The sequence below is a fragment of the Stenotrophomonas sp. As-7 genome, assembly GCF_030291015.1.
Classification (GTDB): domain Bacteria; phylum Pseudomonadota; class Gammaproteobacteria; order Xanthomonadales; family Xanthomonadaceae; genus Stenotrophomonas; species Stenotrophomonas lactitubi.
The window spans coordinates 1,665,255-1,687,993 of sequence record NZ_CP127405.1 but is presented as its reverse complement, the minus strand read 5'-3'; the positions used below and the strand labels follow the sequence as shown (position 1 = coordinate 1,687,993).

At 65.6% G+C, this 22,739-nt stretch carries 24 protein-coding genes; 7 read left to right on the top strand and 17 right to left on the bottom strand.

Going from position 1 to position 22,739, the window contains the following annotated elements; all coding sequences use genetic code 11:
* Positions 1–9: 9 nt before the first annotated feature.
* The 8 genes from QP457_RS07855 to grxD form a co-directional block, all read right to left on the bottom strand.
* Positions 10–519, bottom strand: coding sequence for a PilX N-terminal domain-containing pilus assembly protein (locus QP457_RS07855; RefSeq protein WP_205403961.1), 510 nt, complete (start codon positions 517–519; stop codon positions 10–12).
* 4 nt (positions 520–523) lie between these two features.
* Entirely contained in the window at positions 524–1,690 is a 1,167-nt protein-coding gene (locus tag QP457_RS07850; protein ID WP_286041409.1) for a PilW family protein, read from the bottom strand.
* On the bottom strand, positions 1,687–2,163 hold the full coding sequence (gene pilV / locus QP457_RS07845) for a type IV pilus modification protein PilV (RefSeq protein ID WP_205403962.1): 477 nt from the start codon (positions 2,161–2,163) through the stop codon (positions 1,687–1,689). The genes QP457_RS07850 and pilV overlap by 4 nt, the downstream gene beginning before the upstream one ends.
* Positions 2,160–2,675: a Tfp pilus assembly protein FimT/FimU gene (locus QP457_RS07840; RefSeq protein ID WP_205404036.1), complete on the bottom strand. Its 516-nt coding sequence runs from the start codon at positions 2,673–2,675 to the stop codon at positions 2,160–2,162. The genes pilV and QP457_RS07840 overlap by 4 nt, the downstream gene beginning before the upstream one ends.
* Before the next feature lie 172 nt (positions 2,676–2,847).
* Positions 2,848–4,236 carry a nucleotide 5'-monophosphate nucleosidase PpnN gene (gene ppnN, locus QP457_RS07835; RefSeq protein WP_089240035.1) on the bottom strand — a complete coding sequence of 463 codons (1,389 nt, stop codon included), beginning with the start codon at positions 4,234–4,236 and terminating at the stop codon, positions 2,848–2,850.
* Between the two features lie 254 nt (positions 4,237–4,490).
* Entirely contained in the window at positions 4,491–7,679 is a 3,189-nt protein-coding gene (locus tag QP457_RS07830) for a carboxypeptidase regulatory-like domain-containing protein (protein WP_205403963.1), read from the bottom strand.
* 226 nt (positions 7,680–7,905) lie between these two features.
* On the bottom strand, positions 7,906–8,703 hold the full coding sequence (locus QP457_RS07825) for an SDR family NAD(P)-dependent oxidoreductase (protein ID WP_205403964.1): 798 nt from the start codon (positions 8,701–8,703) through the stop codon (positions 7,906–7,908).
* Positions 8,700–9,020, bottom strand: a complete 321-nt coding sequence (grxD, locus tag QP457_RS07820) for a Grx4 family monothiol glutaredoxin (RefSeq protein WP_025875264.1) — start codon at positions 9,018–9,020, stop codon at positions 8,700–8,702. Before grxD ends, QP457_RS07825 begins: the two co-directional genes overlap by 4 nt.
* Positions 9,021–9,139: 119 nt before the next feature.
* Between grxD and QP457_RS07815 the strand changes: the two genes are divergently transcribed.
* Positions 9,140–9,718: a superoxide dismutase gene (locus QP457_RS07815; RefSeq protein WP_205403965.1), complete on the top strand. Its 579-nt coding sequence runs from the start codon at positions 9,140–9,142 to the stop codon at positions 9,716–9,718.
* A gap of 171 nt (positions 9,719–9,889) precedes the next feature.
* Here the strand turns inward: QP457_RS07815 and QP457_RS07810 are convergent, their stop codons facing one another.
* Positions 9,890–11,038, bottom strand: coding sequence for a 5-(carboxyamino)imidazole ribonucleotide synthase (locus QP457_RS07810; RefSeq protein WP_205403966.1), 1,149 nt, complete (start codon positions 11,036–11,038; stop codon positions 9,890–9,892).
* Positions 11,035–11,538 carry a 5-(carboxyamino)imidazole ribonucleotide mutase gene (purE, locus tag QP457_RS07805; RefSeq protein ID WP_099820029.1) on the bottom strand — a complete coding sequence of 168 codons (504 nt, stop codon included), beginning with the start codon at positions 11,536–11,538 and terminating at the stop codon, positions 11,035–11,037. The genes QP457_RS07810 and purE overlap by 4 nt, the downstream gene beginning before the upstream one ends.
* A 58-nt stretch (positions 11,539–11,596) precedes the next feature.
* On the opposite strand from purE, the gene QP457_RS07800 reads away from it, so the two are divergent.
* The 4 genes from QP457_RS07800 (at position 11,597) to QP457_RS07785 (ending at position 14,215) form a co-directional block, all read left to right on the top strand.
* On the top strand, positions 11,597–11,866 hold the full coding sequence (locus QP457_RS07800) for a Trm112 family protein (RefSeq protein ID WP_099820028.1): 270 nt from the start codon (positions 11,597–11,599) through the stop codon (positions 11,864–11,866).
* Positions 11,863–12,714 carry a carboxylating nicotinate-nucleotide diphosphorylase gene (gene nadC, locus QP457_RS07795; protein ID WP_205403967.1) on the top strand — a complete coding sequence of 284 codons (852 nt, stop codon included), beginning with the start codon at positions 11,863–11,865 and terminating at the stop codon, positions 12,712–12,714. Before QP457_RS07800 ends, nadC begins: the two co-directional genes overlap by 4 nt.
* 112 nt (positions 12,715–12,826) lie before the next feature.
* Positions 12,827–13,795 (top strand): DUF2272 domain-containing protein, encoded by a 969-nt coding sequence (locus tag QP457_RS07790; protein ID WP_180164288.1) that lies wholly within the window; start codon positions 12,827–12,829, stop codon positions 13,793–13,795.
* Between the two features lie 69 nt (positions 13,796–13,864).
* Complete coding sequence (locus QP457_RS07785; RefSeq protein ID WP_180164286.1) at positions 13,865–14,215, top strand: DUF3301 domain-containing protein; 351 nt, start codon at positions 13,865–13,867, stop codon at positions 14,213–14,215.
* Positions 14,216–14,298: 83 nt separating this feature from the next.
* On the opposite strand, the gene QP457_RS07780 is transcribed toward QP457_RS07785, so the two are convergent.
* From QP457_RS07780 to QP457_RS07750, 7 genes are all read right to left on the bottom strand, one after another.
* Positions 14,299–14,754 carry a ClpXP protease specificity-enhancing factor gene (locus QP457_RS07780; RefSeq protein ID WP_100464519.1) on the bottom strand — a complete coding sequence of 152 codons (456 nt, stop codon included), beginning with the start codon at positions 14,752–14,754 and terminating at the stop codon, positions 14,299–14,301.
* An 84-nt stretch (positions 14,755–14,838) separates the two neighbouring features.
* On the bottom strand, positions 14,839–15,474 hold the full coding sequence (locus QP457_RS07775) for a glutathione S-transferase N-terminal domain-containing protein (protein WP_089240017.1): 636 nt from the start codon (positions 15,472–15,474) through the stop codon (positions 14,839–14,841).
* 134 nt (positions 15,475–15,608) lie between these two features.
* The gene (locus QP457_RS07770) at positions 15,609–16,358 is read right to left on the bottom strand and encodes a cytochrome c1 (protein WP_099820023.1); all 750 of its coding nucleotides are present in this window, start codon (positions 16,356–16,358) and stop codon (positions 15,609–15,611) included.
* Positions 16,351–17,610, bottom strand: a complete 1,260-nt coding sequence (locus QP457_RS07765) for a cytochrome bc complex cytochrome b subunit (protein ID WP_025875284.1) — start codon at positions 17,608–17,610, stop codon at positions 16,351–16,353. The genes QP457_RS07770 and QP457_RS07765 overlap by 8 nt, the downstream gene beginning before the upstream one ends.
* A complete protein-coding gene (gene petA, locus QP457_RS07760; protein WP_025875286.1) occupies positions 17,610–18,230 on the bottom strand; it encodes a ubiquinol-cytochrome c reductase iron-sulfur subunit in 621 nt (206 codons plus the stop codon). The genes QP457_RS07765 and petA overlap by 1 nt, the downstream gene beginning before the upstream one ends.
* A 195-nt stretch (positions 18,231–18,425) precedes the next feature.
* A complete protein-coding gene (locus QP457_RS07755; RefSeq protein WP_205403968.1) occupies positions 18,426–19,355 on the bottom strand; it encodes a lytic transglycosylase domain-containing protein in 930 nt (309 codons plus the stop codon).
* Positions 19,356–19,401: 46 nt separating this feature from the next.
* On the bottom strand, positions 19,402–20,370 hold the full coding sequence (locus QP457_RS07750) for a WYL domain-containing protein (protein ID WP_205403969.1): 969 nt from the start codon (positions 20,368–20,370) through the stop codon (positions 19,402–19,404).
* A gap of 80 nt (positions 20,371–20,450) precedes the next feature.
* Between QP457_RS07750 and QP457_RS07745 the strand changes: the two genes are divergently transcribed.
* Both QP457_RS07745 and miaB read left to right on the top strand, forming a co-directional pair.
* A complete protein-coding gene (locus QP457_RS07745) occupies positions 20,451–21,071 on the top strand; it encodes a glutathione S-transferase family protein (protein WP_100552072.1) in 621 nt (206 codons plus the stop codon).
* 198 nt (positions 21,072–21,269) lie between these two features.
* The gene (gene miaB, locus QP457_RS07740; protein ID WP_205403970.1) at positions 21,270–22,688 is read left to right on the top strand and encodes a tRNA (N6-isopentenyl adenosine(37)-C2)-methylthiotransferase MiaB; all 1,419 of its coding nucleotides are present in this window, start codon (positions 21,270–21,272) and stop codon (positions 22,686–22,688) included.
* Positions 22,689–22,739: the final 51 nt, after the last annotated feature.

The window sequence follows — 22,739 nt, the reverse complement described above, 5'->3', positions numbered from 1 at the left end:
CAGCGACCCTCAAAGCTTGAATACAGTGTCGACAACCGCCGACGAGGACGGGCCCGCCTGCGAGTCCGTCGAGAACGAGGTGATCTGGTAGATCGGCGCGGTGGGATCCACCGGCTTGCCCATGCCCAGCGATCCACCGCCGATGATGCAGGTGTCGATCCGCCGCACGTTCACCGACTCGACCGCCGCGATCGCCTTGCCTCGCCCCCATGCGACCGGATCGTAGCCGTCATCGCAGTTGGGCTGGATGCTGCTCGCCTGGATCGGCGCATCACCGGCCAGCGAAGTCCGGTTGGCGATGGCTTCGATCGCCTGCTCGGTACGCCGCGTCACACTCTCGGCAGCCTGGAATGAGGTATTGGTGGCGCGATAGTTTGCCGCCATCTTCTCCTGCATGCCCGCAACCTGCATACCGGCGATGCCGATCAGGGCCAGCAGGATCAACATGATCAAGGCGACATAGAGCACTGCACCGCGCTGCTGTGCCGGGGCGACGAACGATCGGGAGGGACGTTTCATGGCGTCAGTTTCCGAAGAGGCGGTTGCGCAGGGCGATGGACGACTCGTACACCGCCCGGTAACGCGCGTCATTGGTGGCCGCCGGCGCAAAGCGCACGCCCAGCGACCGCGGATCATTGAGCTCGGCAGCCGATGCACGCGAGACCGATGGATTCGGACTGCGCGCCAGTATTCCTACCTGCACCATACCCACGCGCCGCCATTCCCCGGCGCCGGCCGGCGTAGCTGCTGTGGTCACCCCCGCTGCCGTGTTCTGCACGGTGATGTTTCCCGTCGGCAACGAGGTCTGGGTGATGACTGCTGTGGTGTCCTGACCGAACATCACCTGCAGGTTCTCGATGCCTTCAACCAGCTCTTCGCGAACAGTGTAGGTTCCGCCACTGTTCGCACGCGCGCGCATCAACACCGGCTCACCACTGGCCGACGTGCCCACGTAGTAGGCCAACGACTCGGCGCGGTATAGCATCGTTTCACCAGTCGGCTGCACGTTGTAACGCATGACAGAGGCGCCATTGGCAGTGACGGTACCGGCGGCGTAACTGCCGATGAAAACATCTGCGTGACTGCAGTCGGCGATACCGAACAGAGTCGGTGCGGCCACGCCGTCCTCGGTCAGGCGGGTACCCAGCTTGGGATCAAAGCCGATGGCGCTGTTGGCACCACTGCTGATGCTGGTGACCGGCACGCCGATCGGCGCCAGGTAGCGTAGAACCAGGATATCGCTGCCGCCGCGGGCGCCCAGCGCCTGCAGCGCGGACGGCAAGCCCGTCGGTGCGGTCCAGTTCTGCCCCAGTGTGAGGCTGTTTCCCGGCCCGGTGCCTGGTGCTTCGTAGCCCTGAACGGACACAGAAAAATCCAGCGGACTGCCACTGCCTGTGGTGACACCCGCAATGTTGACGACCGGATCGCCTTCACTCTTGACGAAATGCGCCTGGTCGTTGACGCAGCCAAAGTGTCCCGCCATGCGGATATCACGCTGCAGGAACTCCATGGCGAACCGCGCATTCTCCTGCGCGCGGGCCGCCCCCTGTGCCAACTGCGATGCTTCGCGCGATGCCGAGAATACCTGGATGACGCCCAGCATCAGAACCAGGCCGATCACCATCGCGATCATCACCTCGATCAGCGAGATGCCGGCGACGCGACGTAGACGGGTGGATACCGGGCTCACAGCTGGGTCTCCGCGGTAAAGGTCGTCAGCGAATCCGGATTGGTCTTGTCCCAGCGCTGGTCGCCCCAGGCGATACCCACGGTTACCCGACCATTGTTGTTGACCACCGTCGCGCTCGCACCGTCCCCCAGCGCCTGCACGACCTGGCACTGCCAGCGCAGGACGTTGTCGGAGACGGCTATCGAGCCCGTCGGGCGCGAGCAGCCGGCGCGAGGCACGGTGCCAGCGGCAAAGGATGCATTGGTGTACCAGGCAGCCTGATAGCGATTGGTCCGCATCTGGTCGAGTAGGTCATACGCCAGGTTGGTCGCCTGGGTACGGTAGTTCGCGCTCTGCACGAAGCGCACGTTCATCGTCTGCAGCAGGGCAAATCCCAACAAGCCGAACGCAAGCACGATGATGGTGATCAGCACCTCGATCATGCTGAAGCCTTCCGCCGAACGACGGCCGATGGGGGCATGCAAACGTCTCATGAGCAGGTCTCTTTCAGGCTGTTGAGCTGACCAGACGCATTGATGGTCAGACGACGTCGCAGGGGCTGCTTGTCGCAACTTGCTGGCTGCAGGGTCAGCTCCTGCGCATCGGCAGCGCGCCTGCGCCCGCGCCCGTCGAAGGCGATCGTGGCGCCGGTCGGCCCGGTCACCTTCACCGCGGAGTTGACCGTGACGTAACGGAGCACAACCTCACCTGTGGTGAATCCGCCGTCGGCATCAACATCGGCCCATGCCAGCATGCCCTTGCTCCAGGTTCCATCGCAGCTGGCGCCATCAGCACTGCCGCAGACCCCGCCACCGCGCTTGTTGCGGATCGCCTCGCTGCGGGCAAGGGCGACCAGCCCAGTGGCCTCATTGCTCGCGGTAGCGATCCGGTTGGAGCGGATCGTGTTCTGGAACGAAGGAAACGCGATCGTGGCCAAGATTGCCACGATGGCAATGGTGACCATCAGTTCGACCAGCGTGAAGCCATTGGACCGGCGCGATGACATTGGACGCTCCCCAGCGTGTTGGTGGCCACGATGGCGCACCGGCCTGCCGCCGGCAAGCGGCGGCAGGATGAACGGTCAGATCCGGGCGACGGGCGTCAAAGGCTTGACGACCCGCCCTGCCCCGGCCGGTCCGGCGCGGCCCCCCCGCGCCGTCCAGCTGCCCTCGCCTCGCTTACGCCAGCACCTGGTAGCAGGGCTGGTACTCGCCGGAGATCTTCATCCGGCGCTGCTCGACGAAGGCACGCAGCAGCGCGTCCAGGGCCTGCATCATGTCGGGGTCGCCATGGATCTGGAACGGCCCGAACTCCTCGATGCGGCGCATGCCGTCTTCCTTCACGTTGCCGGCGACGATGCCCGAGAACGCCCGGCGCAGGTCGGCGGCCAGCGCGTGCGGTGCGCGCCCGTGGTGCAGGTCCAGCGCCGCCATCGCTTCGTGGGTCGGCACGAACGGCTGCTGGTATTCCCACGGAATCTCGATGGACCAGTTGAAGAAGAACGAATCCTTCTGTGCCAGGCGATGCTCACGCACGCGCTTGATGCCGGCCGACATCTTCTTGGCCACCGCCACCGGGTCGCCGATGACGATTTCGTAGCGCTCGGCCGCAGCGTCGCCCAGGGTCAGGCGGATGAAGCGGTCGATCTGCTCGAAGTACGGCGCAGCCACGGTCGGCCCGGTCAGGATCAGCGGGAACGGCAGATCCTTGTTCTCCTCGCGCAGCAGGATGCCGAGCAGGTACAGGATCTCCTCGGCGGTACCCACGCCACCGGCGAACACGATGATGCCGTGGCCGATGCGGACGAAGGCCTCAAGGCGCTTCTCGATGTCCGGCATGATCACCAGGTGGTTGACGATCGGGTTCGGCGATTCGGCGGCGATGATACCCGGCTCGGTCAGGCCGATGTAGCGCGTCACGGTCCGGCGCTGCTTGGCATGGGCGATGGTGGCGCCCTTCATCGGGCCCTTCATCGCGCCCGGGCCGCAGCCGGTGCAGATGTCCAGGCCGCGCAGGCCCAGCTCGTAACCGACCTGCTTGGTGTACAGGTACTCGTCGCGCGAGATCGAGTGGCCGCCCCAGCAGACCACCAGGTTCGGGTCACCCGGGTTGAGGATGCGCGCGTTGCGCAGCAGCCCGAACACCGCATTGGTGATGCCCTCGGACGACTCCAGCTCGGCCGCGTAGGCCGGGCCCATCTCGATGGCCATGTAGGCCAGGTCGCGGACCACCGCAAACAACAGTTCGGCGACACCGCGGATGATTTCGCCATCGACGAACGCCATCGCCGGCGCATTGGCCAGGTCGATGCGCACGCCGCGATCCTGCTGCGCCACCTGGATGTCGAAGTCGGGATAGAGATCGCGCGCCGCGCGCGGATCATCGGAAGCACTGCCACTGGTCAGCACGGCCAGCGCGCAGCGGCGCAGCAGCTCGTGCATGCCGCCGCCGGAGGCATCGCGCAGGCGCGCAACCTCGGCCCGCGACAGCACATCCAGGCCACCACGCGGGTAGATCCGCGCGTCCTGCACCGGCAGCGTCCGCGCTGCCTTTTCGTTCGTTGTCATATCCACTTTTCTGCTTCCTTTAAGGTGTCCGACTGTACTGCCGCCCCCTTAAAAAGCAAAACGGCCGGGAAGCCCGACCGTTGGATAGGTGCGTCCCGCGTTCGCCGCTTCGGGACCGCTTCGGCGGCATCTGCGCCGCGCACGTGTCTGGATGCTACGCCGATGCAGGCCCCCCCGCAAGGACTTTCGCCTGAACGGAAAACGGCCGGGTTTCCCCGGCCGTTTCCGTGCACAGCTGTTGCTACGTCAGTTCATCAGAACTGGTAGCGGAAGCCCAGCTGCAGCGACCACTGCGACACACCCACGTCGAAGCCATCGGCGTCGGCGTTGGCGACGGTCGGGGTATCCGCACCGCGGTAGTTGTACACGTACTTGCCCTGGTGCATGCCCTGCAGGGTGGCAACGCGGCTGTCGGCGAAGAAGCCGTAGTCGTAGATGTTGCCCCAGTCCTTGTTGATCATGTTGCCGACGTTCTGGATATCCAGCCAGATCTCCGACTTGTGACCCTTCATGAAGCCCGGCAGCTGCTGGCTGATACGGATGTCGAAGGTGTTGATCCAGCCGCTGCGGAAGCCGTTGGCCGGCGCCGAGCTGCCTGCGTACTTGGCCAGGTCCGGATTGGCGGCCAGCCAGGTGAAGAAGTCCTTCTCCATCTGCGCGTTGGCGGTGAACTGGCCATTGGCAGCCAGGGTACCGAACAGCACATCGCCCGGGCCCTTCGGCACGTAGAACAGGTCGTTGGCCGAACGGCCATCGCCATTGGCGTCGTTGGCGTACACGTAGCTGTACGGACGACCGCTGCGGCCTTCGTACACCAGACCGATCTTGGTCTCGTAGTCACCGAAGAACTTGTGCTTCCAGTTCAGCGAGCCCGACAGGCGATCGCGGATCTGGTAGCGCGAGGTGTTCTCGACCGGGCTGTTGGCGTCGAAGGCGTACTGGTAGTTCCAACCCGAGCTGGCGGTGGAGCTGGTCAGCGAGCCGACTTCGGTGGCATCGGTATAGGTGTAGCCGATGTTCCAGGACCAGTCGCTGGTGTCGCTCCACGGCTTGGACAGCGACGCGGTGAACTGCGAAGTGCGGCCCTTGTCGGTGTTGTTGATCAGGTAGACGTTGTTGTAGTCCTTGTTGCGAGCAACACGGGCGTCGTTCGCGCTCCAGGCACCGACCTTGTTCTGTGCGTAGAACATGTCACGACCGTCCGGACCCTGATACTGCACCGGACCCATGTTCAGGTTCTGGTAGAACAGGCCGTCCTTGACCTTGGTGACCAGCAGTTCGGCCGAGGCCACGATGCCGTACCACGGGGTTTCATGGTCGAAGGCCAGGTTGGCCTTGTAGATCGACGGCAGCTTGAAGTCGTTGCCGACGAAGTTGACGTTCTGCTGGGTCGAGCCCGGGCCGCTCGGCACCGGCTGGTTGTCCTTGTTGCCATTGAACGGCAGGGCCGGATTGTAGGCACGCACGTTGTAGACGCTGGTGTTGAAGCCGGTCGCCGAGTAGCTGTTGCTCAGCCACACCTGCGGGGAATCACCCTGGAACAGGCCCACGCCACCGCGCAGCTGGGTCGGACGCTCGGTGTCGAAGGTGTAGTTGAAGCCAAAGCGCGGCTGCACCAGGAACTTGCTTTCGAAGACCTTGCTGTTGTTGTAGCCGAAGAACTGCGACGCCTTGTCGTTGTAGGCCGGGCTCGGGCTGGTGTCCGGACGGTCAGCACGCAGACCCAGGGTCAGGGTCAGGTTGCTGTTGACGTACCAGGTGTCCTGCACGAACAGCGCAAGGTTGCTGTACTTGTAATCAGCTGCGATCGAACCCGGGGTGCGCTCCGGGGCGTAATCGTAGGTGCTCCAGCGGCCGGCAGCGAAATTGTCCAGACCGTAGAAGGTGTAGGCACCCCACGAGTTGGCACCGTAGTAGTTGTAGATGTCGTTGGTGTCGTACGAGGCACCGAACTTCACGTCGTGGTTACCCAGGGTCAGGGTACCTGCACCGTAGTAGTTCCACGCCTTGGTGGTCAGGATGTTGTCCTGCGAGTTGACTTCGGTACCGAGGTACAGCGAGTCACCCGACGGTGCAGCAGCGGTGCCATCGAAATAGATGCGCACGCTCGGGGCGTTGGTATTGACCGCACGGATCGCCGAGAACTCGCGGTACGAAGCCTTGAACTCGGTGGAGAAGGTGTCGGTCCAGTCGCTGAACAGCTGGGCGACGTAGCTCTCGTTGGTCTTGTTGTGCTGGTACCAGTACGAGTTCAGCGACGCCGAGCTCGTGGTCATGCCGTTGATGCGCAGCTTGCTCTGGTCGATCTTGCTGTAGCGGATGTTGGCACGGTGGTTGTCGCTGATGTTCCAGTCCAGCTTCAGCGCGTACTCTTCCATCGAGGTGTCGCCATTGCTTTCCAGGCCACCGGCGTCGATGCCGTAGCCCTGCGCGATCTGCTGCGCACGGGTCACGTCAGCCAGGTTGAACTGGCCATTGGCCTTGCCCAGCGGGGTGGTCGACAGGTCGGCACCCGGAGCGGACTGCTCGAACTTCTCGTAGTTGGCGAAGAAGAACAGCTTGTCCTTGACGATCGGACCACCGACGGTCATGCCGTAGGTCTTTTCCTTGGTGAAGCCATTGAACGGCTGGCCTTCCGGGTTGTCACCGAACCAGTCGCCGTCACGGTAGGTGCCGTACACCGAACCGTGGAATTCATTGGTACCCGACTTGGTCACCGCGTTGACGGTAGCGCCGGCAGCGGCAGCGATGCTGACGTCGTAGTTGGACAGGTTGATGTCCAGCGCCTCGATGGCTTCCATCGCGACCGGCTGGCGGCGGGTCGGCATGTTGTTGCCTTCCAGGCCGAAGGTATCGCTGGCCGAAACGCCGTCGATGCTGATCGAGTTGAAGCGCGGGTTCTGGCCGCCGGCCGAGATCGAGCCCGATGCGCGATCGATGAAGGTCACGCGCGGATCCAGACGCATCAGATCCTGGATGTTGCCGCCGATGGACGGCGCAACTTCGATCTGCTGCTGGCTGATGTTGGTGCCCGAACCCATCTTGGTGGCACTGAACACTTCCGAGCCGCCGCCGACAGCGGTGACCTGCACGGTGTCCAGGTTGGTCGCGGCGAGGTCGCCGGCCAAGGTGGCGTTGATGGTGCCGGTCTGGTTCACGCCCAGGTAGACGCCATCTTCGGTCTTGGTACCTTCACCCGGCTTGGTGATGGTGATCGAGTACGGACCACCCACGCGCAGGCCGCGCGCGTTGTAACGACCCGCCGCATCGGTGGTCGCACGCGAAACGGTGCCCGACTCGGTGTGGGTGATGGTGACTTCAGCACCGGCGACGGGCTGGCCGGCACGGGACACGACCTGGCCGCCGACACCGGCAGAGGTGCTCTGGGCGAAGGCGGGAGCGGCGGCGAGCGCAGCCACGAGACCAAGGGTGAGCTTGGACATCCGGAATGGGTGAGTCATTGTTCGGTAGCCTCGATGCGAGTTGGCGATGGCGGAAAAAAAGCGCATCCAAGCAGCCTTGCGGGCGGCTGTTCGGACATTTATCTGGGGTTCCCTACCGTGAACGGCAGCTGCCGCAACGGTTAACACTAGATTAACACGCTACGCTTTCAATGTGACGGTTGTGCGACAAACGGCACCGGATCGCAACGCTATCGTGACGGGATCTTCATTCCGCTTTACGAACGTCTTCACTCGTCGATGGCGGATTGCCCGCATCGAGCACCTGCCCCCGCCACGCCTGTCCAGCGGCGGACAACAGGGTCACGGCCGCCGCAGCGGCAGCCTCCGGGCCACGCGCGGACGGGTCCTGGTCGATCGAATAGGCCCGCGCCCGCAGGGCAGTACGCAAGGGGCCGGGGTAAAGACCACTTACCCGCACCGGGCTGCGGGCCAGCTCGTCATGCAGGCTGCCGATCAGCCCGCGCAGGCCATGCTGGGCGGCGCCATAGCCGCCCCAGTACGCCTGCCCCACCCGCTCAGGGGCATCCACGGTGAATACCAGTGCCGCGTCTTCACGCTGGCGCAGCAACGGCAGGCAGGCCTGGGCCAGCCAGGCAGGAGCGGTCAGGGTGACGTGCACGGCACGGGCGAAACTGGCCGGGTCGGCCAGCTCGAACGGGGTCAGGCCCGGAAAGTGCGCTGCACAGACCAGCAGGCCATCAAGACGTCCCAGCTCCTGCGCCACGGCCTGGGCCAGTTCGGCATAGTCATCAGGACCTGCACCTTCCAGGTCCAACGGGTACAACAGGGGTTCCGGCCCGACCGCCTGCACCTGGGCATAGACCCGGTCCAGCCGGCGTGGCTTGCGCCCCAACAGGACCACGGTCGCTCCCGCCTCGGCGGCAGCCACAGCAGCGGCACTCCCCAGCCCACCACCGGCGCCGGCAACGAGCACCACGCGATCCTGCAACGGGCGGCCATCGAGCGCCCCGTCTGCCGGTGACGTCGATGGCCAGGCGCTCATCCCTGCGCAGCCTCTTCGACGATGCGCTTGAGCTCGCCGGCTTCGAACAGTTCCATGACGATGTCACAGCCGCCGATCAACTCACCGTTGATGAACAGCTGCGGGAAGGTGGGCAGATTGGAGAAGCGCGGCAGGTTGGCGCGGATCTCGGGCTCTTCCAGCACATTGACCGTGCGCAGCGCAACGGCGCCTGCGGCCATCAAGGCCTGCACGGCGCGGCTGGAATAGCCGCACATGGGGTATTGCGGGGTGCCCTTCATGAACAGCACGAGCGGGTAACGATCCACCTCGGCCTGGATTTGCTGCATTACCGCCACACCTCACTCCTTGCGTCGCCGGACAAACCAACCGTGATGGTCGGCTAGACTGCCCACGGTAGCCCCCATTGTAAGCCGATGGTACCGGCTGCCGCCGCCCCCTGGCCACGAACCTGTCCATGCCCGTCGAATTGCCCGCCCTGCCCTACCTGCCCTCGTCCCTGCAGCCGCACCTGTCGGCACAGACCGTGGAACTGCATCACGGCCGCCACCATCGCACCTACGTCGACGCGGTCAACGCCGCCATCGTCGGCACCGAATGGGAAGAAGCCACGCTGGAGGACATCGTCCGCCACGCCCAGGGCGCGCTGTTCGATGCCGCTGCCCAGGCCTGGAACCACGGCTTCTACTGGCAGTGCCTGCGCCCGCGTGGCGGTGGCGAACCGCAGGGTCGCTTGGGCGAACTGGTCAAGCGCCAGTTCGGCGACGGCCAGCGTCTTCGCGAAGAGTTCAACCGGACCGCGCTTGGCCTGTTCGGCTCCGGCTGGGTGTGGCTGGTACAGCACCCGGGTGGGCAGCTCGGCCTGCAGGCGACGCGCAACGCGGGCACGCCGCTCACCGGCGACAGCACGCCACTGCTGTGCTGCGATGTCTGGGAGCACGCGTACTACACCGACTACCAGAATGATCGTGCGCGTTATCTGGAAGCATTCTGGCAACTGGTGAACTGGGAGTTCGCCGAGAGCCAGCTGCGCTGATACGGACGGGCATCCGCCGGGCATGGCCCGGCGCTACCGGCATCACGCCGCGCCGTGGTGGATGCCTACCTTGGTGGGCACCGCTCTGGTAGCTGCCCACCTTGGTGGGCATTGCCGGCCAGCGGCCGGCACTACCTGGATCAGCGGCGTCCGCCGGCCGGCCCCGTTTGATCAGCCGTTGCGCAGCGCGTGCACCGCTGGAGCCACTTGGGCCTGACGGTCCAGTTCCAGCCCAACCTGCACCAACGCATCGGCCAGTGCACCGGCATCATCATCCCGCAGCGTCGCGTGACCGACCTTACGGCCATCACGCGATTCCTTGCCGTAGTCGTGCCAATGGCCGCTGGCCTGCTGCAGCACCGGCGTCGGGTCAGGCATCGCCCCCAGCCAGTTCAGCATGCAGGCATGGCCAAGCATGCGGGTACTGCCCAGCGGCAGACCGAGCACCGCGCGCAGGTGGTTCTCGAACTGCGAGGTTTCGCTGCCTTCGATGGTCCAATGACCGGAGTTGTGCACACGCGGCGCCATCTCGTTGGCCAGCAGTTCACCGTCGCGGCAGAACAGCTCCAGCGCAAACACGCCCACGTACTGCAGGTGTTCGGCGACACGCTGGGCATAGCCGATCGCCGCTTCGTGCTCGGCAGCGGACAGCACCGCCGGCGCCACGCTGGCCGACAGCACGCCGTCGACATGCCAGTTGCCGGTGACCGGCCAGGCCAGGAAGCTGCCATCGCGGCCGCGCACGGCCACCACGCTGACTTCGCGCTGGAAGGCGACAAAGCCCTCGAGGATCAGGCCGGTGCGCTCGACCTGCGCACCCAGCGCCTGCCAAGCCGCATCGATGTCCGCTTCGCTGCGCAGGCGGAACTGGCCCTTGCCGTCGTAGCCCAGGCGGCGGGTCTTGAGGATGCACGGCAGACCGAATTCGGCGGCCTTGGCGGCCAGTTCGTCGCGGCTGCGGATATCGGCGAACGCCGGCAGCGGGATACCCAGCTGCTGGAACATGGTCTTCTCGCTCAACCGGTCCTGGGCCACGGCCAGCGCCGACGGCGGCGGGTAGACCGGCACGCGGTCGGCCAGCCATTGCGCGCTGTCAGCCGGCACGTTCTCGAAATCGAAAGTCACCACATCGACTTTGGCAGCGAAGTCCGCCAGCGCCTGCCGATCATCGAAGGCGCCGACGGTGAGCGGCGCCAGTGGGCCGCTGCAGGCGTCGGCCGCCGGATCATACAGTTCGAAGCGCAGTCCCAGCGGCGCACCAGCCAGGACCATCATGCGGGCGAGCTGACCGCCGCCGAGGATGCCGACGGTCAGGCTCATTGGCGCGGATCGTCGTGGGCCATCACGTCTTCGGTCTGGCGCGCGCGGAAAGCATCGAGCGCCTGGCCGATCGCCGGCTGGTCGCTGGCCAGCATCGCCGCGGCGAACAGCGCGGCATTGGAGGCGCCGGCATTGCCGATGGCGAAGGTGGCGACCGGGATGCCGGCCGGCATCTGCACGATCGACAGCAGCGAATCCATGCCATTGAGGGCCTTGGACTGCACCGGCACGCCCAGCACCGGCACTGCGGTCTTGGCCGCGATCATGCCCGGCAGATGCGCGGCACCGCCGGCGCCGGCAATGATCGCGCGCAGCCCGCGCGAACCCGCCTGCTCGGCATAACTGAACAACACATCCGGCGTCCGATGCGCGGACACCACCTTCACTTCGAACGGAACACCCAGGGCTTCAAGCTTCTGGGCGGCGTGCTGCATGGTTTCCCAGTCGGAGCGGGAACCCATGACGATGCCGACAAGCGGCGCGATCGGGTTGGGGGTCATTGGCCGTCACCTGCCTTAAAGACGTATTCTAGCCATCTTCCACGCAAGACGAAGAACCATGGATCGCAAGCTGCTCGACCTGCTGGTGTCGCCCGATACCCGCCAGCCCCTGTCCCTGCTGGATGGCAAGGGCCTGGAAGCCCTCAACCGGGCGATCGCCGCCGGTTCCGTCAACCGCGCCGATGGCAACCCGCTGGCGCAGCCACTGCGCGAAGCCCTGGTCACCCGCGACCGCAAGCAGGTATTCCGCGTCGACGACGGTATTCCGGTGCTGCTGGCCGAAGAGGCCATCCCGACCGCACAGATCGCCGACTTCCCGACCGCATGAACGCGCTGCCGACGCCGGATCCAGCCGTCGTCGCGGCCGATGTCGCGCGCGCGTTGGCCGAGGACCTGGGCAGCGGTGACGTTACCGCCGCCCTGCTGCCCGACCAACCCGACAGCGCCTACCTGCTGTGCAAGCAGGATGCGGTGATCGCGGGCCGCCCGTGGTTCGATGCCACCCATCGCGCGCTCGATGCCGACGTGCAGATCGAGTGGCGTGTAGCCGAAGGCGACCATGTCAGCGCCGGTACCGTGCTGGCGCTGCTGCAGGGGCGCAGCCGCAGTCTGGTCAGCGCCGAACGCACCTCGCTGAATTTCCTGCAGACCCTGTCCGGCACCGCCACCACCACAGCCCGCTATGTGGCTGCGGTGGAAGGGACAGGCACGCGCATCCTCGATACCCGCAAGACCCTGCCCGGCCTGCGCCTGGCGCAGAAGTACGCGGTGCGTTGCGGCGGCGGTGACAACCATCGCTTCGGCCTGTACGACACGGTGATGCTGAAGGAGAACCACATCCGCGCGGCCGGTTCACTGGCTGCCGCGGTGTCGGCCGCCCGCCGGCAATGGCCGCAACTGCCACTGGTGGTCGAGGTCGAGGACCTGGAACAACTGCGGCAGGCGCTGCAGGCCGGCTGTGAACGCATCCTGCTGGACGACTTCAGCCCGGAGCTGCGGCGCGAAGCGGTGCGCATCACCGAAGGCCGCATTCCTCTGGAAGTGTCCGGCAGCGTCGGCCTCGGCGGCCTGCGTTCGATCGCTGAAGATGGCGTGGACTGCATTTCCATCGGCGGCCTGACCAAGCACGTGCAGGCCATTGATCTGTCGTTGAAGCTGGGTCCACCGCCAGGTTGAGGGTGGATTCGCGGATCGTGATGTTGCCGGCCAGCGGCCGGCACTACCGCTCTCACACCCGGCGTTCACAACAGCGCTGCGACGCTGCGACCATCCCCCACAGGAGCCGCGCATGCGCCGGATGCTCTTGCCTGCCTGCCTGCTGCTGGCCGCAGCACCCTTCTCGGCCGCCGCCGTCGAAGCCTGCGATGTACCCCCGCGTTTCGGCCTGAGCCCTTTGGCGATCGCCATCCGCAACACTGCCTGCAACGAGCATCGCCTCTGGTTCCGCCCCTTCATCGACCGTGACGGCCGCGCCGCCAGTCTCAGTGTCACCGAGGCCGAGAGCGATCATCTGGCCGACAATGGCCTGATCGCCTGGCAACGGGTCAGCAGCTACTGGCGCGAAAGCGGCACGCTGAATGCATTGGGCAGCCAGCCCGGTGCCAGCAGTTGCCTGGCCCCGTTGGGAACGCGCTACACCGACAGCGATTGCCGCGCGTTCCTGATCGACAATCCGTGGTCTGCGGCGTTCATTTCCTGGGTGATGGTGCGTGCCGGCGTACCCGGTTTCAATACCTCCCCACGCCATATAGACTACATCCGCGCCGCCTACCAGGCAGGCCCTTCCGGCGTGCCCTACCGCCTGGTGGACCCGGCCACCGCCAAGCCGGCACCGGGCGACCTGCTGTGCTTCCTGCGCGACCGCAGCAGCACACTCAGCTACAGCGGATTGGTGCAGGCCTTGGGCAACGGCTCGGTCGGCCATTGGAAGTCGCATTGCGAAGTGGTGGTGGCGGCCAACCTCGGTGGCGACCAGACGCTTTATCTGGTGGGCGGCAATGTCATGAACACCGTGGCGATGCGCCTGCTGCAACTGGATCGCACCGGCATGATCAAGCTGCCGCCGCCGCGCGAGCGCGACACCACCGGCATCGACCCGACCTGCACACCGGGTCGCGAGGACGAGTGCAGCTTCAACCGGCAGGACTGGGCCGCACTGCTGCAGTTGAATGCCACTGCACCGCGTCCCTCGGCGGTACCCGCGGCACCGACACCGGTACCGCTGCAGCCGGCAACGGAGACTGGCAGCGATCGCTGAGCACATGCAGCTTGATCCGGTCGCCATTCGTCGCCATCTTTGGCGGATCGACACCTGACGGCTGAAGCCATGCCCACCCTGCTGATCCTGCTGATTGCCGGCGGTATCGTCTACTTCTTCTGGAACGCAGCGCGTTCGGCCGCCGAACGTGCGGTTGAACTGGGCCGCAATGCCTGCCGCGCCGCCGATGTGCAGTGGCTGGACCAGGCGGTGCACGCCACGGGCCTGCGGCTGTCGCGCGGGGAAGATGGCCGGCTCGGTTTCGAGCGCACCTTCAAGTTCGAGTATTCCTACGACGGCATCGATCGCCATGTCGGCCGCATGGTGCTGCGCGGCGACCAGCTGATTTCCTTCACCGGCCCGGGCGCGGCGCGGATCAGCCAGATCCGCACCGACAATGAAGATGCCGAGGATGTGTGAGCAGAAGCATCCACGCATGGCGTGGATCTACTGGATATCGCGCCGGTAGATCCACGCCATGCGTGGATGAAAAGCTGCGGAAACTACTTGACCACGCGCAGGGTCGGGCGGCCCTTGGGCGGCGGACCAGCGGGCGGCGTGTCGTCAGGCGGCGTCTGCTCATCGTCGTGCAGCAGCTCATCACTGGCCTGCGCCGGCTCGCCACCGGGAATGTCGTCCGGCAGCGCCATGCCCTGCCCGGTTTCGCGGGCATACACCGCCAGCACCGCGCTGATCGGCACCTGCACCGGATAGCTGGTACCGGAGAAGCGCGCCGAGAAGCTCACCGACTCGTTGTCGATCACCAGCCGCACGACTGCGCGCTCGGCGATGTTGAGCACCACCCGGCCGTCCTTGACGGCCGAAGGCGGAACCTGCACGCCGGGAACGCCGGCGTCGACCAGGATGTGCGGAGTCAGCTGGTTGTCGTTGATCCATTCCACCAGTGCCCGCAACAGGTACGGGCGGTGGCTGGTCATGTGGAAGAAGTCTTCGGTCATGCGTGAAGTGTAGCGCCCGACGCCCCTGCCGGGGCGGATCGCCTGCACGCCGGTCGGCGTGCAGAAGGGAAAGCGGATGCCGGATCAGCCCGGCAGATCGCGCAGTTTCTTTTCCTGATCGGTCAGGCTGCGGACGAAACCGGGGTGGCGGAAGATCCGGTTGCCATAGTCCTCGATGGCCTTGCTGTCCTTCGGCAACGGCACATCCAGCGATTGCAGGCGCCAGATGATCGGCGCCATCGCGCAGTCGGCCAGGCTCATTTCCGGGTTGAGGAAGAACTTGCTGGCCTTGAACAACGGCAGCGAGGCCGTCAGCAGTTCCTTCAGCCGCTTGCGCCCTGCCTCTGCCTGGGTCTTGTTGCCCAGCTGGATCGCCTGCACCTGCGGCACCCAGTCATGCTCGATACGCAGCATGGCCAGGCGGATGCGCGCGCGCGACAGCGGGTCAACCGGCATCAGCGGCGGGTGCGGATAGCGCTCGTCCAGATACTCGCTGACCACCGACGCGGCGTACAGCACCAGCTCGCGCTCGACCAGGGTCGGCACCGAATGGTACGGATTGAGATCGATCAGGTCTTCCGGCGGGTTCTGTGGATCGACCGGAACGAAGTCGAAGCTCACGCCCTTGGCCGCCAGCACCAGGCGCACACGGTGGCACAGTACATCGTCGTTCGAGGAAAACAGCGTCAGTGTATTGCGCATGCGTACGCTCGCCGCCATCAAAGGCTCTCCTACGACAGGAGACCGCCTGCCGCATCGGCGCCGCCAGCACCGTGCTGGCGGTCGACTCCTCCCCGAGTGTGCAACCGACCATCACAAAAGCCAATAGGCCCGATGCAATGGCCGGCTCTGGATCAGTGCACGTCCTTCCAGTATTCCTTCTTCAGCAGGTACACCAGGAAGGTCAGCAGGGCCAGGAACAGGATCACCCAGACACCGAGCTGTTGCCGCTTCAGCGCGGCCGGTTCGCCGGCGTATTCGAGGAAGTTGGTGATGTCGCGCACGGCCTGGTCGTACTGGCCCGCATCGACCGAGCCCGGACTTTCAATGCGCAGGCCGGTCACCGGCGGGTCCATGCCCGGCGCTTCGGCCTTGCCATGCACTGCGTGCTGCAGGCCCTGCATCTCCCACAACGGATTGGGCATGGATGCATTGGCGAACAGCGCGTTGTTCCAGCCCAGCGGGCGGCTGCTGTCCAGGTAGAACGACTTCAGGTAGGTGTAGATCCAGTCGCTGCCGCGTACCCGCGAAATCAGGCTCAGGTCGGGCGGCATCTTGCCGAACCACTTTTCGGCCTGCTCCTTGGGCATTGCCACCGGCACCGGATCGCCGATCGCCGAGCCGGTGAAGTTGAGGTTGTTCATCACCTCTTCCTCGCTCAGCCCCAGGTCCTCGCCCATCCGCGAATAGCGCAGGTACTTCAATGCATGGCAGCCGCTGCAGTAGTTCATGTACAGCTGGGCGCCGCGCTGCAGCGACGCCCTGTCACCCAGGTCGTTGCCGGCCTGCAGCAGCTTGGTGCCGCCCTCGGCGGCCATGGCCAGGGTACTGCCCAGCATCAGGGCGGCCGCCAGGGCCAGCCGGACCATCCAGCGCTCAGTCATGCGTGGTCACCCTTTCCGGTACCGGCTTGGTCTTGTCCAGCCTTGTCCATATCGGCATGGTGATGAAGAAGGCGAAGTACAGGAAGGTCAGCACCCGCCCGACATAGGTCTCGTGCGCATCGGTACCAGGACCGGAGCCGATCACCATCAACCACGCGAAGCACACCACGAACATGCCCAGCAGGCCGCGCGACAGCCAGCCGCGGTAGCGGTAGGACTTGACCTTGGCGCGGTCGAGCCAGGGCACCAGGAACAGGATGGCGATGGCCGAGAACATCACGATCACGCCGCCCAGCTTGTTCGGCACCACCCGCAACATCGCGTAGTACGGCGTGTAGTACCAGACCGGCTTGATGTGCTCGGGGGTGACCAGGCGGTTGGCTTCGGTGAAGTTGTCGTGTTCCAGGAACAGGCCACCGAAGGCCGGCGCGAAGAAGATGATGAAGGCCGCGATGATCAGCAGGAAGCCCGCACCGACGCCATCCTTGAGCGTGTAGTAGGGATGGAACGGAATACCGTCGGTCGGCGCGTTCGGTGACCAGCGGTTGCCCTTCGGCCCCTTCTTGATCTCCACGCCATCGGGGTTGTTCGATCCCACTTCATGCAGCGCCCCCAGGTGCAGCACCACCAGCAGCAGCAGTACCAGCGGCAGCGCGATCACGTGCAGTGCGAAGAAGCGGTTGAGCGTGGCGTCGCTGGGCAGGTAATCGCCCATGATCCATTCGGTGAGGCCGTTGCCGATCACTGGAATGGCGCCGAACAGCGAGATGATCACCTTGGCGCCCCAGAACGACATCTGGCCCCACGGCAGCACGTAGCCCATGAAGGCTTCGGCCATCAGCACCAGGTAGATCAGCATGCCCAGGATCCACACCAGTTCACGTGGCTTCTGGTAGCTGCCATACAGCAGCCCGCGGAACATGTGCAGGTAGACCACGATGAAGAACAGCGAGGCACCGGTGGAGTGCATGTAGCGGATCAGCCAGCCCCACTCCACGTCACGCATGATGTATTCGATGGAGGCGAATGCTTCGGCAGCATTCGTCTTGTAGTGCATGGTCAGGAAGATGCCGGTGACGATCTGGTTGACCAGCACCAGCAGCGCCAGCGAGCCGAAGTAGTACCAGATGTTGAAGTTCTTTGGCGCGTAGTACTCGCTGACATGCTTGCGGTAGATCGGCATCAACCCCGGCGCGCGGGCATTGACCCAGTCGGCCACGCCGGTGGCGGTACGGCTGAGGATGTTGGACATCAGGCAGCCCCCTGCGGATCGACACCGATGATGATGGTGTTGTCGTCCTGGTAGTGGTGCGCGGGCACCTTCAGGTTGATGGGTGCGGGCACGTCCTTGAAGACGCGGCCGGACATGTCGAAGCGCGACTTGTGGCAGGGGCAGAAATAGCCGCCCTTCCACTGTGGGTCGTAGGGCTCGGGGCGGATTTCACCCACCATTTCCGGCGAGCAGCCCAGGTGCGTGCACAGACCGACCAGCACCGAGATCTCGGGCTTGATCGAGCGCAGCTCGGGGTTCTGCTTGAGCACGTACTCCGGCTGCTGGTCCTTCTCGCCGGACTCGGGGTCCTTCAAGCGGCCATCCAGCCCGTGCAGCGCATCGAGGATCGCCTTGGACCGTTTGACGATCCAGATCGGCTGGCCACGCCATTCCACGATCAGGCGTTGGCCTTCCTGCAGGGCGCTGATGTCGGCCACCACCGGTGCGCCGGCAAGCTTGGCGCGGGCACTGGGGTTCCAGGATTTGATGAAAGGAACTGCGGTGAATCCGACGCCGACGGCGCCCACCACGGCTGTGGTGGCAGTAAGAAAACGCCGACGTCCGGTGTTGACTGGATCGTGTACCCCATCGTTGGCCATCCGGCACTCCGATATTGATTAGGTAGCTTTAAGGCTGCCAGCGGTTCCGGTGGGGGCCAGAGCCGCATTGAATCTCGGTCGAGTGTAGCGGAACCGTCGCGCGCCACACAACGCATTGCAACAACTCTTTTCAAGGTGTGCCGACTGACAGTTGGCACCTACCCGCTTGAAGGTGTGCCGACCAACGGTCGGCACCTACTGATGGGTCAGGGCGGTGCGGTAACGCTCGGCCAGCTGCCCTACCCTTCGCACGTAATACTGGGTCTCGCTGTAGGGTGGCACGCCTCCATGGCGATCGACCGCGCCTTCGCCAGCGTTGTAACCGGCCGCGGCCAGGGTCAGATCACCTTTGAAGCGCTTCAACAACCACGCCAGGTACTGCACGCCGCCACGGATGTTCTGCCCGGCGTCGTAGGAATCGCTGACGCCGAAGCGTGCGGCGGTGGGCGGCATCAGCTGCATCAGGCCCTGCGCACCGGCACGGCTGAGCGCGGTCGGGTTGTAGGCCGACTCGGCATGGATGATCGCGCGCACCACTGCCTCTTCCACCCCGAACTCGCGTGCAGCCGAGGTGATCTCGCTCTGGAAGGCCGTGGTGTTCAGGCGCACGCTGCCGAAATCGACGCGTGGATTGACCCCGCAGGCGTAGCAGCGCTCCATGAAGCTGTAGCGGATGGTCCGTACCGGGCCGAGGTTGGCGACCTGGGTCGGGCGTGCACTGGTGTAGTGGCGCACCCCGTCCTGCATGTACGAATAGACCTGTCCGCTGACCATCTTGCCGCCGCGTGGAGCGGCCGGCGTGGACGCTGCCGCGGGTACCGGAGTCGGTGCGACAGCGGGACTGGCAGCGCTGGCGGCAACCGCGACCGGATTACGCTCGGCGCTGGCCACCATTGCAGCAGGTACGGATGCTGGCGTCGGCGCCGAGGTGGCGACCGGGGCGCGCACCGCCCTGCCCGCGCTGCGGGTGTAGCTGATGGTGCTGCATTGGGCACCGGCCACCCGCTTGCTGACATAGCTGGTGACCCCATCGGCGCCAAGGCACTTGTACAGGGTGCCGGCGCTGGCCGGCGCAGCGGTCAGCGCAGCGATGACGATCGCCGTTATCCCCAGTCTCCCCTTCATGGCCGCGAGTGTCCCAGCTTCGCTGCGGCTTGCCAAGGGCGACGGCTCAGACCGTGACCGCGGGCACGGCCAGTACCTGGCTGAGCCCGGTCAGACGCTGGGCAAGCTCCTCGCGCAGCTCGGCCGGCGTGGTCCACAGTGCCACCGGCAGGCGATCCAGGCTGAGGATCTGCGCCAGCATCATGCCGCGGCTTTCCGCACCCATCCGCAACAGACAATGGTCTGCGCCGTCAGCCTCGAGCACGCCGCACCAGGGCGGAATGCGGCCGGCCAGCTCCGCTTCACTGCCGGCCAGGCGCAGGATGGCCTGCAGCGCGAACGGCGCCTGGCTGACCGCCTGCCGCACCATCACATCGGGCGGCGCCGGGGTTCGCCGGTGCAGGCCAGGCTCGGGCAGAGGCCGCACAGCGCCCATCCGGTCCACGCGCAGCGTGCGCCAGTCCTGCCGCCCCAGGTCCCAGGCCAGCAGATACCAGCGCCGCCCGTAGTTGACCAGGTGCTGAGCCTCGACCTCCCGTTGCGTCACTGCGTCCTGCGCGCTGCGGTATTCGAAGGCCAGCCGCGCGGCCTGCCGGCAGTGCTGGGCCAGCCGCCCGAGCAGGCGCGCATCGGTGGATGGCAGATCGGACAGGGTCGCAGTGGCCGCATGCACTTCGCCGGCCTGCTGGCGGCGACGCGCCGGCACCAGCGGGTCGAGCTTGGACAGCAGGCCGCGGGCGGTGTCGTCGATGCCGGAGACCGTGGCCGAGGCCGCACGCAGGGCAATCGCCAGCGTGGTGGCCTCTTCCTCGTCCAGCAGCATCGGCAGCACCGGTGCCCCCGCGCCCAGCCGGTAGCCCCCGCCTACGCCGGCCGACGCCTGCACCGGATATCCCAGCTCGCGCAGGCGTTCGACATCGCGGCGGATGCTGCGCCGATCCACCCCCATGCGCTCGGCGAGCTCGGCACCGGACCAGTGGCGGCGGGCCTGCAGCAGCGAGATCAGGCGAAGCAGGCGATGGGCGGTATGGCGCATGACGGATCGCGGACAGAAGTCGTCCGCAATTGTGCCCCAGGATGGCCCCCACTTCACCACCACCTGCAAGGAGCAATGCCATGACGTCACGCCAGATCACCCTCTACCACGCCGCCCGTTCACGCTCGAGCGGCGCGGTGGCCCTGCTTGAAGCACTGGGCGCCGACTACCGCATGCAGGTGCTGGACCTGAAGGCTGGCGCCAACCTGGCCCCGGCCTATCTGGCGATCAATCCGATGGGCAAGGTGCCGGCCATCGTGCACAACGGCGCCCTGGTGACCGAGCAGGTGGCGATCTATCTGTACCTGGCCGACCTGTACCCGGAAGCCGGGCTGGCACCGCCGATCGGCGACGCCCTGCGCGGCCCCTATCTGCGCTGGATGGCCTTCTACGGCGCCTGCTTCGAGCCGGCGATGATCGACCGGGCGATGCGTCGCGACCCGCCGCCGCATGCGATGTCGCCCTACAACGACGCCGATACGGTGCTGCAGGTGATCGAAGCACAGCTGGCGCAGGGGCCGTACCTGCTGGGCGAGGTGATGAGTGCGGCAGACGTGTTGTGGGGCAATGCACTGGCATGGACCAGTGCGTTCGGCCTGGTGCAGCCAGCACCGGCGACGGCCGCCTACATCGAACGGATGAGTGCGCTGACCGCGTTTGATCGTTCGCGGCAGATCGATGCGGAGCTGATCGCAGCGTAAGGCATTCGCAGGGTTTCCTTTGTAGAGCCGAGCCCACGCTCGGCTGGTTTCAGTAGAGCCAGGCCGTGCCTGGCTGCCCCATGCATGGCAAGCGGGAAGAGCAGCCGAGCGTGGGCTCGGCTCTACAAGGGCGCGGCGGGTGGCGCAGGATGCGGGTAGAATCGCCCCCTTTCCCGCCACCCGAATGGATTAAGCGCCATGACCGGGACGCCAGACGTCTTTCCGCCCGCCACGCCGGGCGGTACCCCGCTCGTTGCCCTGCCCTCTGGTCCGCGCAAGCCCGACCAGGTGAAAGGCAAGCTGTACATCAAGACCCACGGTTGCCAGATGAACGAGTACGACTCGGCCAAGATGGCCGACGTGCTGGCCGCCAGTGATGGCCTGGAACTGACCGATCGCCCGGAAGACGCCGACGTCATCCTGGTCAACACCTGCTCGATCCGCGAAAAGGCGCAGGAGAAGGTGTTCAGCCAGCTGGGCATCTGGAAGAGCCTGAAGAACCAGGGCCGTGAGGTCATCATCGGCGTCGGCGGTTGCGTGGCGTCGCAGGAAGGCGAGGCGATCATCAAGCGTGCGCCGTTCGTCGACCTGGTGTTCGGCCCACAGACGCTGCATCGCCTGCCGGAGCTGATCCGCGCCCGTCGCGAACAGCAGCGCCCACAGGTGGACATCAGCTTCCCGGAAATCGAGAAGTTCGATCGCATGCCCGAACCGCGTGCCGATGGCGCGTCGGCGTTCGTGTCGATCATGGAAGGCTGCTCCAAGTACTGCTCGTTCTGCGTGGTGCCCTACACGCGCGGTACCGAAGTCAGCCGCCCGTTCGAGGACGTGGTGGTGGAAGTGGCGCAGCTCGCCGCGCAGGGCGTGCGCGAGATCAACCTGCTCGGCCAGAACGTCAACGCCTACCGCGGCCCCTACGGTGATGGCGATCTCGCCGACCTCGGCCTGCTGATCCGCACCATCGCCGAGATCGATGGTGTCGGTCGCATCCGCTTCACCACCTCGCACCCACTGGAGTTCAGCGATTCGCTGATCGATGCGTTCCGCGATGTGCCGCAGCTGGCCAACTTCCTGCACCTGCCGGTGCAGGCGGGCAGCGACCGCGTGCTGTCGGCGATGAAGCGCGGTTACACCGCGCTGGAATTCAAGTCGAAGATCCGCAAACTGCGTGCGGTACGTCCGGACATCTCGATCAGTTCGGACTTCATCGTCGGCTTCCCCGGCGAGACCGATGCGGATTTCGAGAAGACCATGAAACTGATCGAGGACATCGGCTTCGACCACAGCTTCTCCTTCATCTATTCGCGTCGCCCGGGCACGCCGGCAGCGGACCTGGAAGACACGATCAGCGATGCGGAGAAGCATGCACGCCTGTCGCGCCTGCAGGAACGCATCAACGCGCACGCTGCAAGCATCTCCGAAAGGATGGTTGGCAGCGTACAGGCCGTGCTGGTGGAAGGTCCTTCACGCAAGAACCCGAATGAACTGACCGGCAAGACCGAGAACATGCGTTCGGTGAACTTCCCGGCGCACCCGCGCCTGATCGGCCAGTTCGTGGACGTGGTGATCACTGAAGCGCTGACCAATTCGCTGCGCGGCCGCGTGGTGGCGGAATAAGGTGTGCCGACCAACGGTCGGCACCCACCGCATTGATGCCGGCCAGCGGCG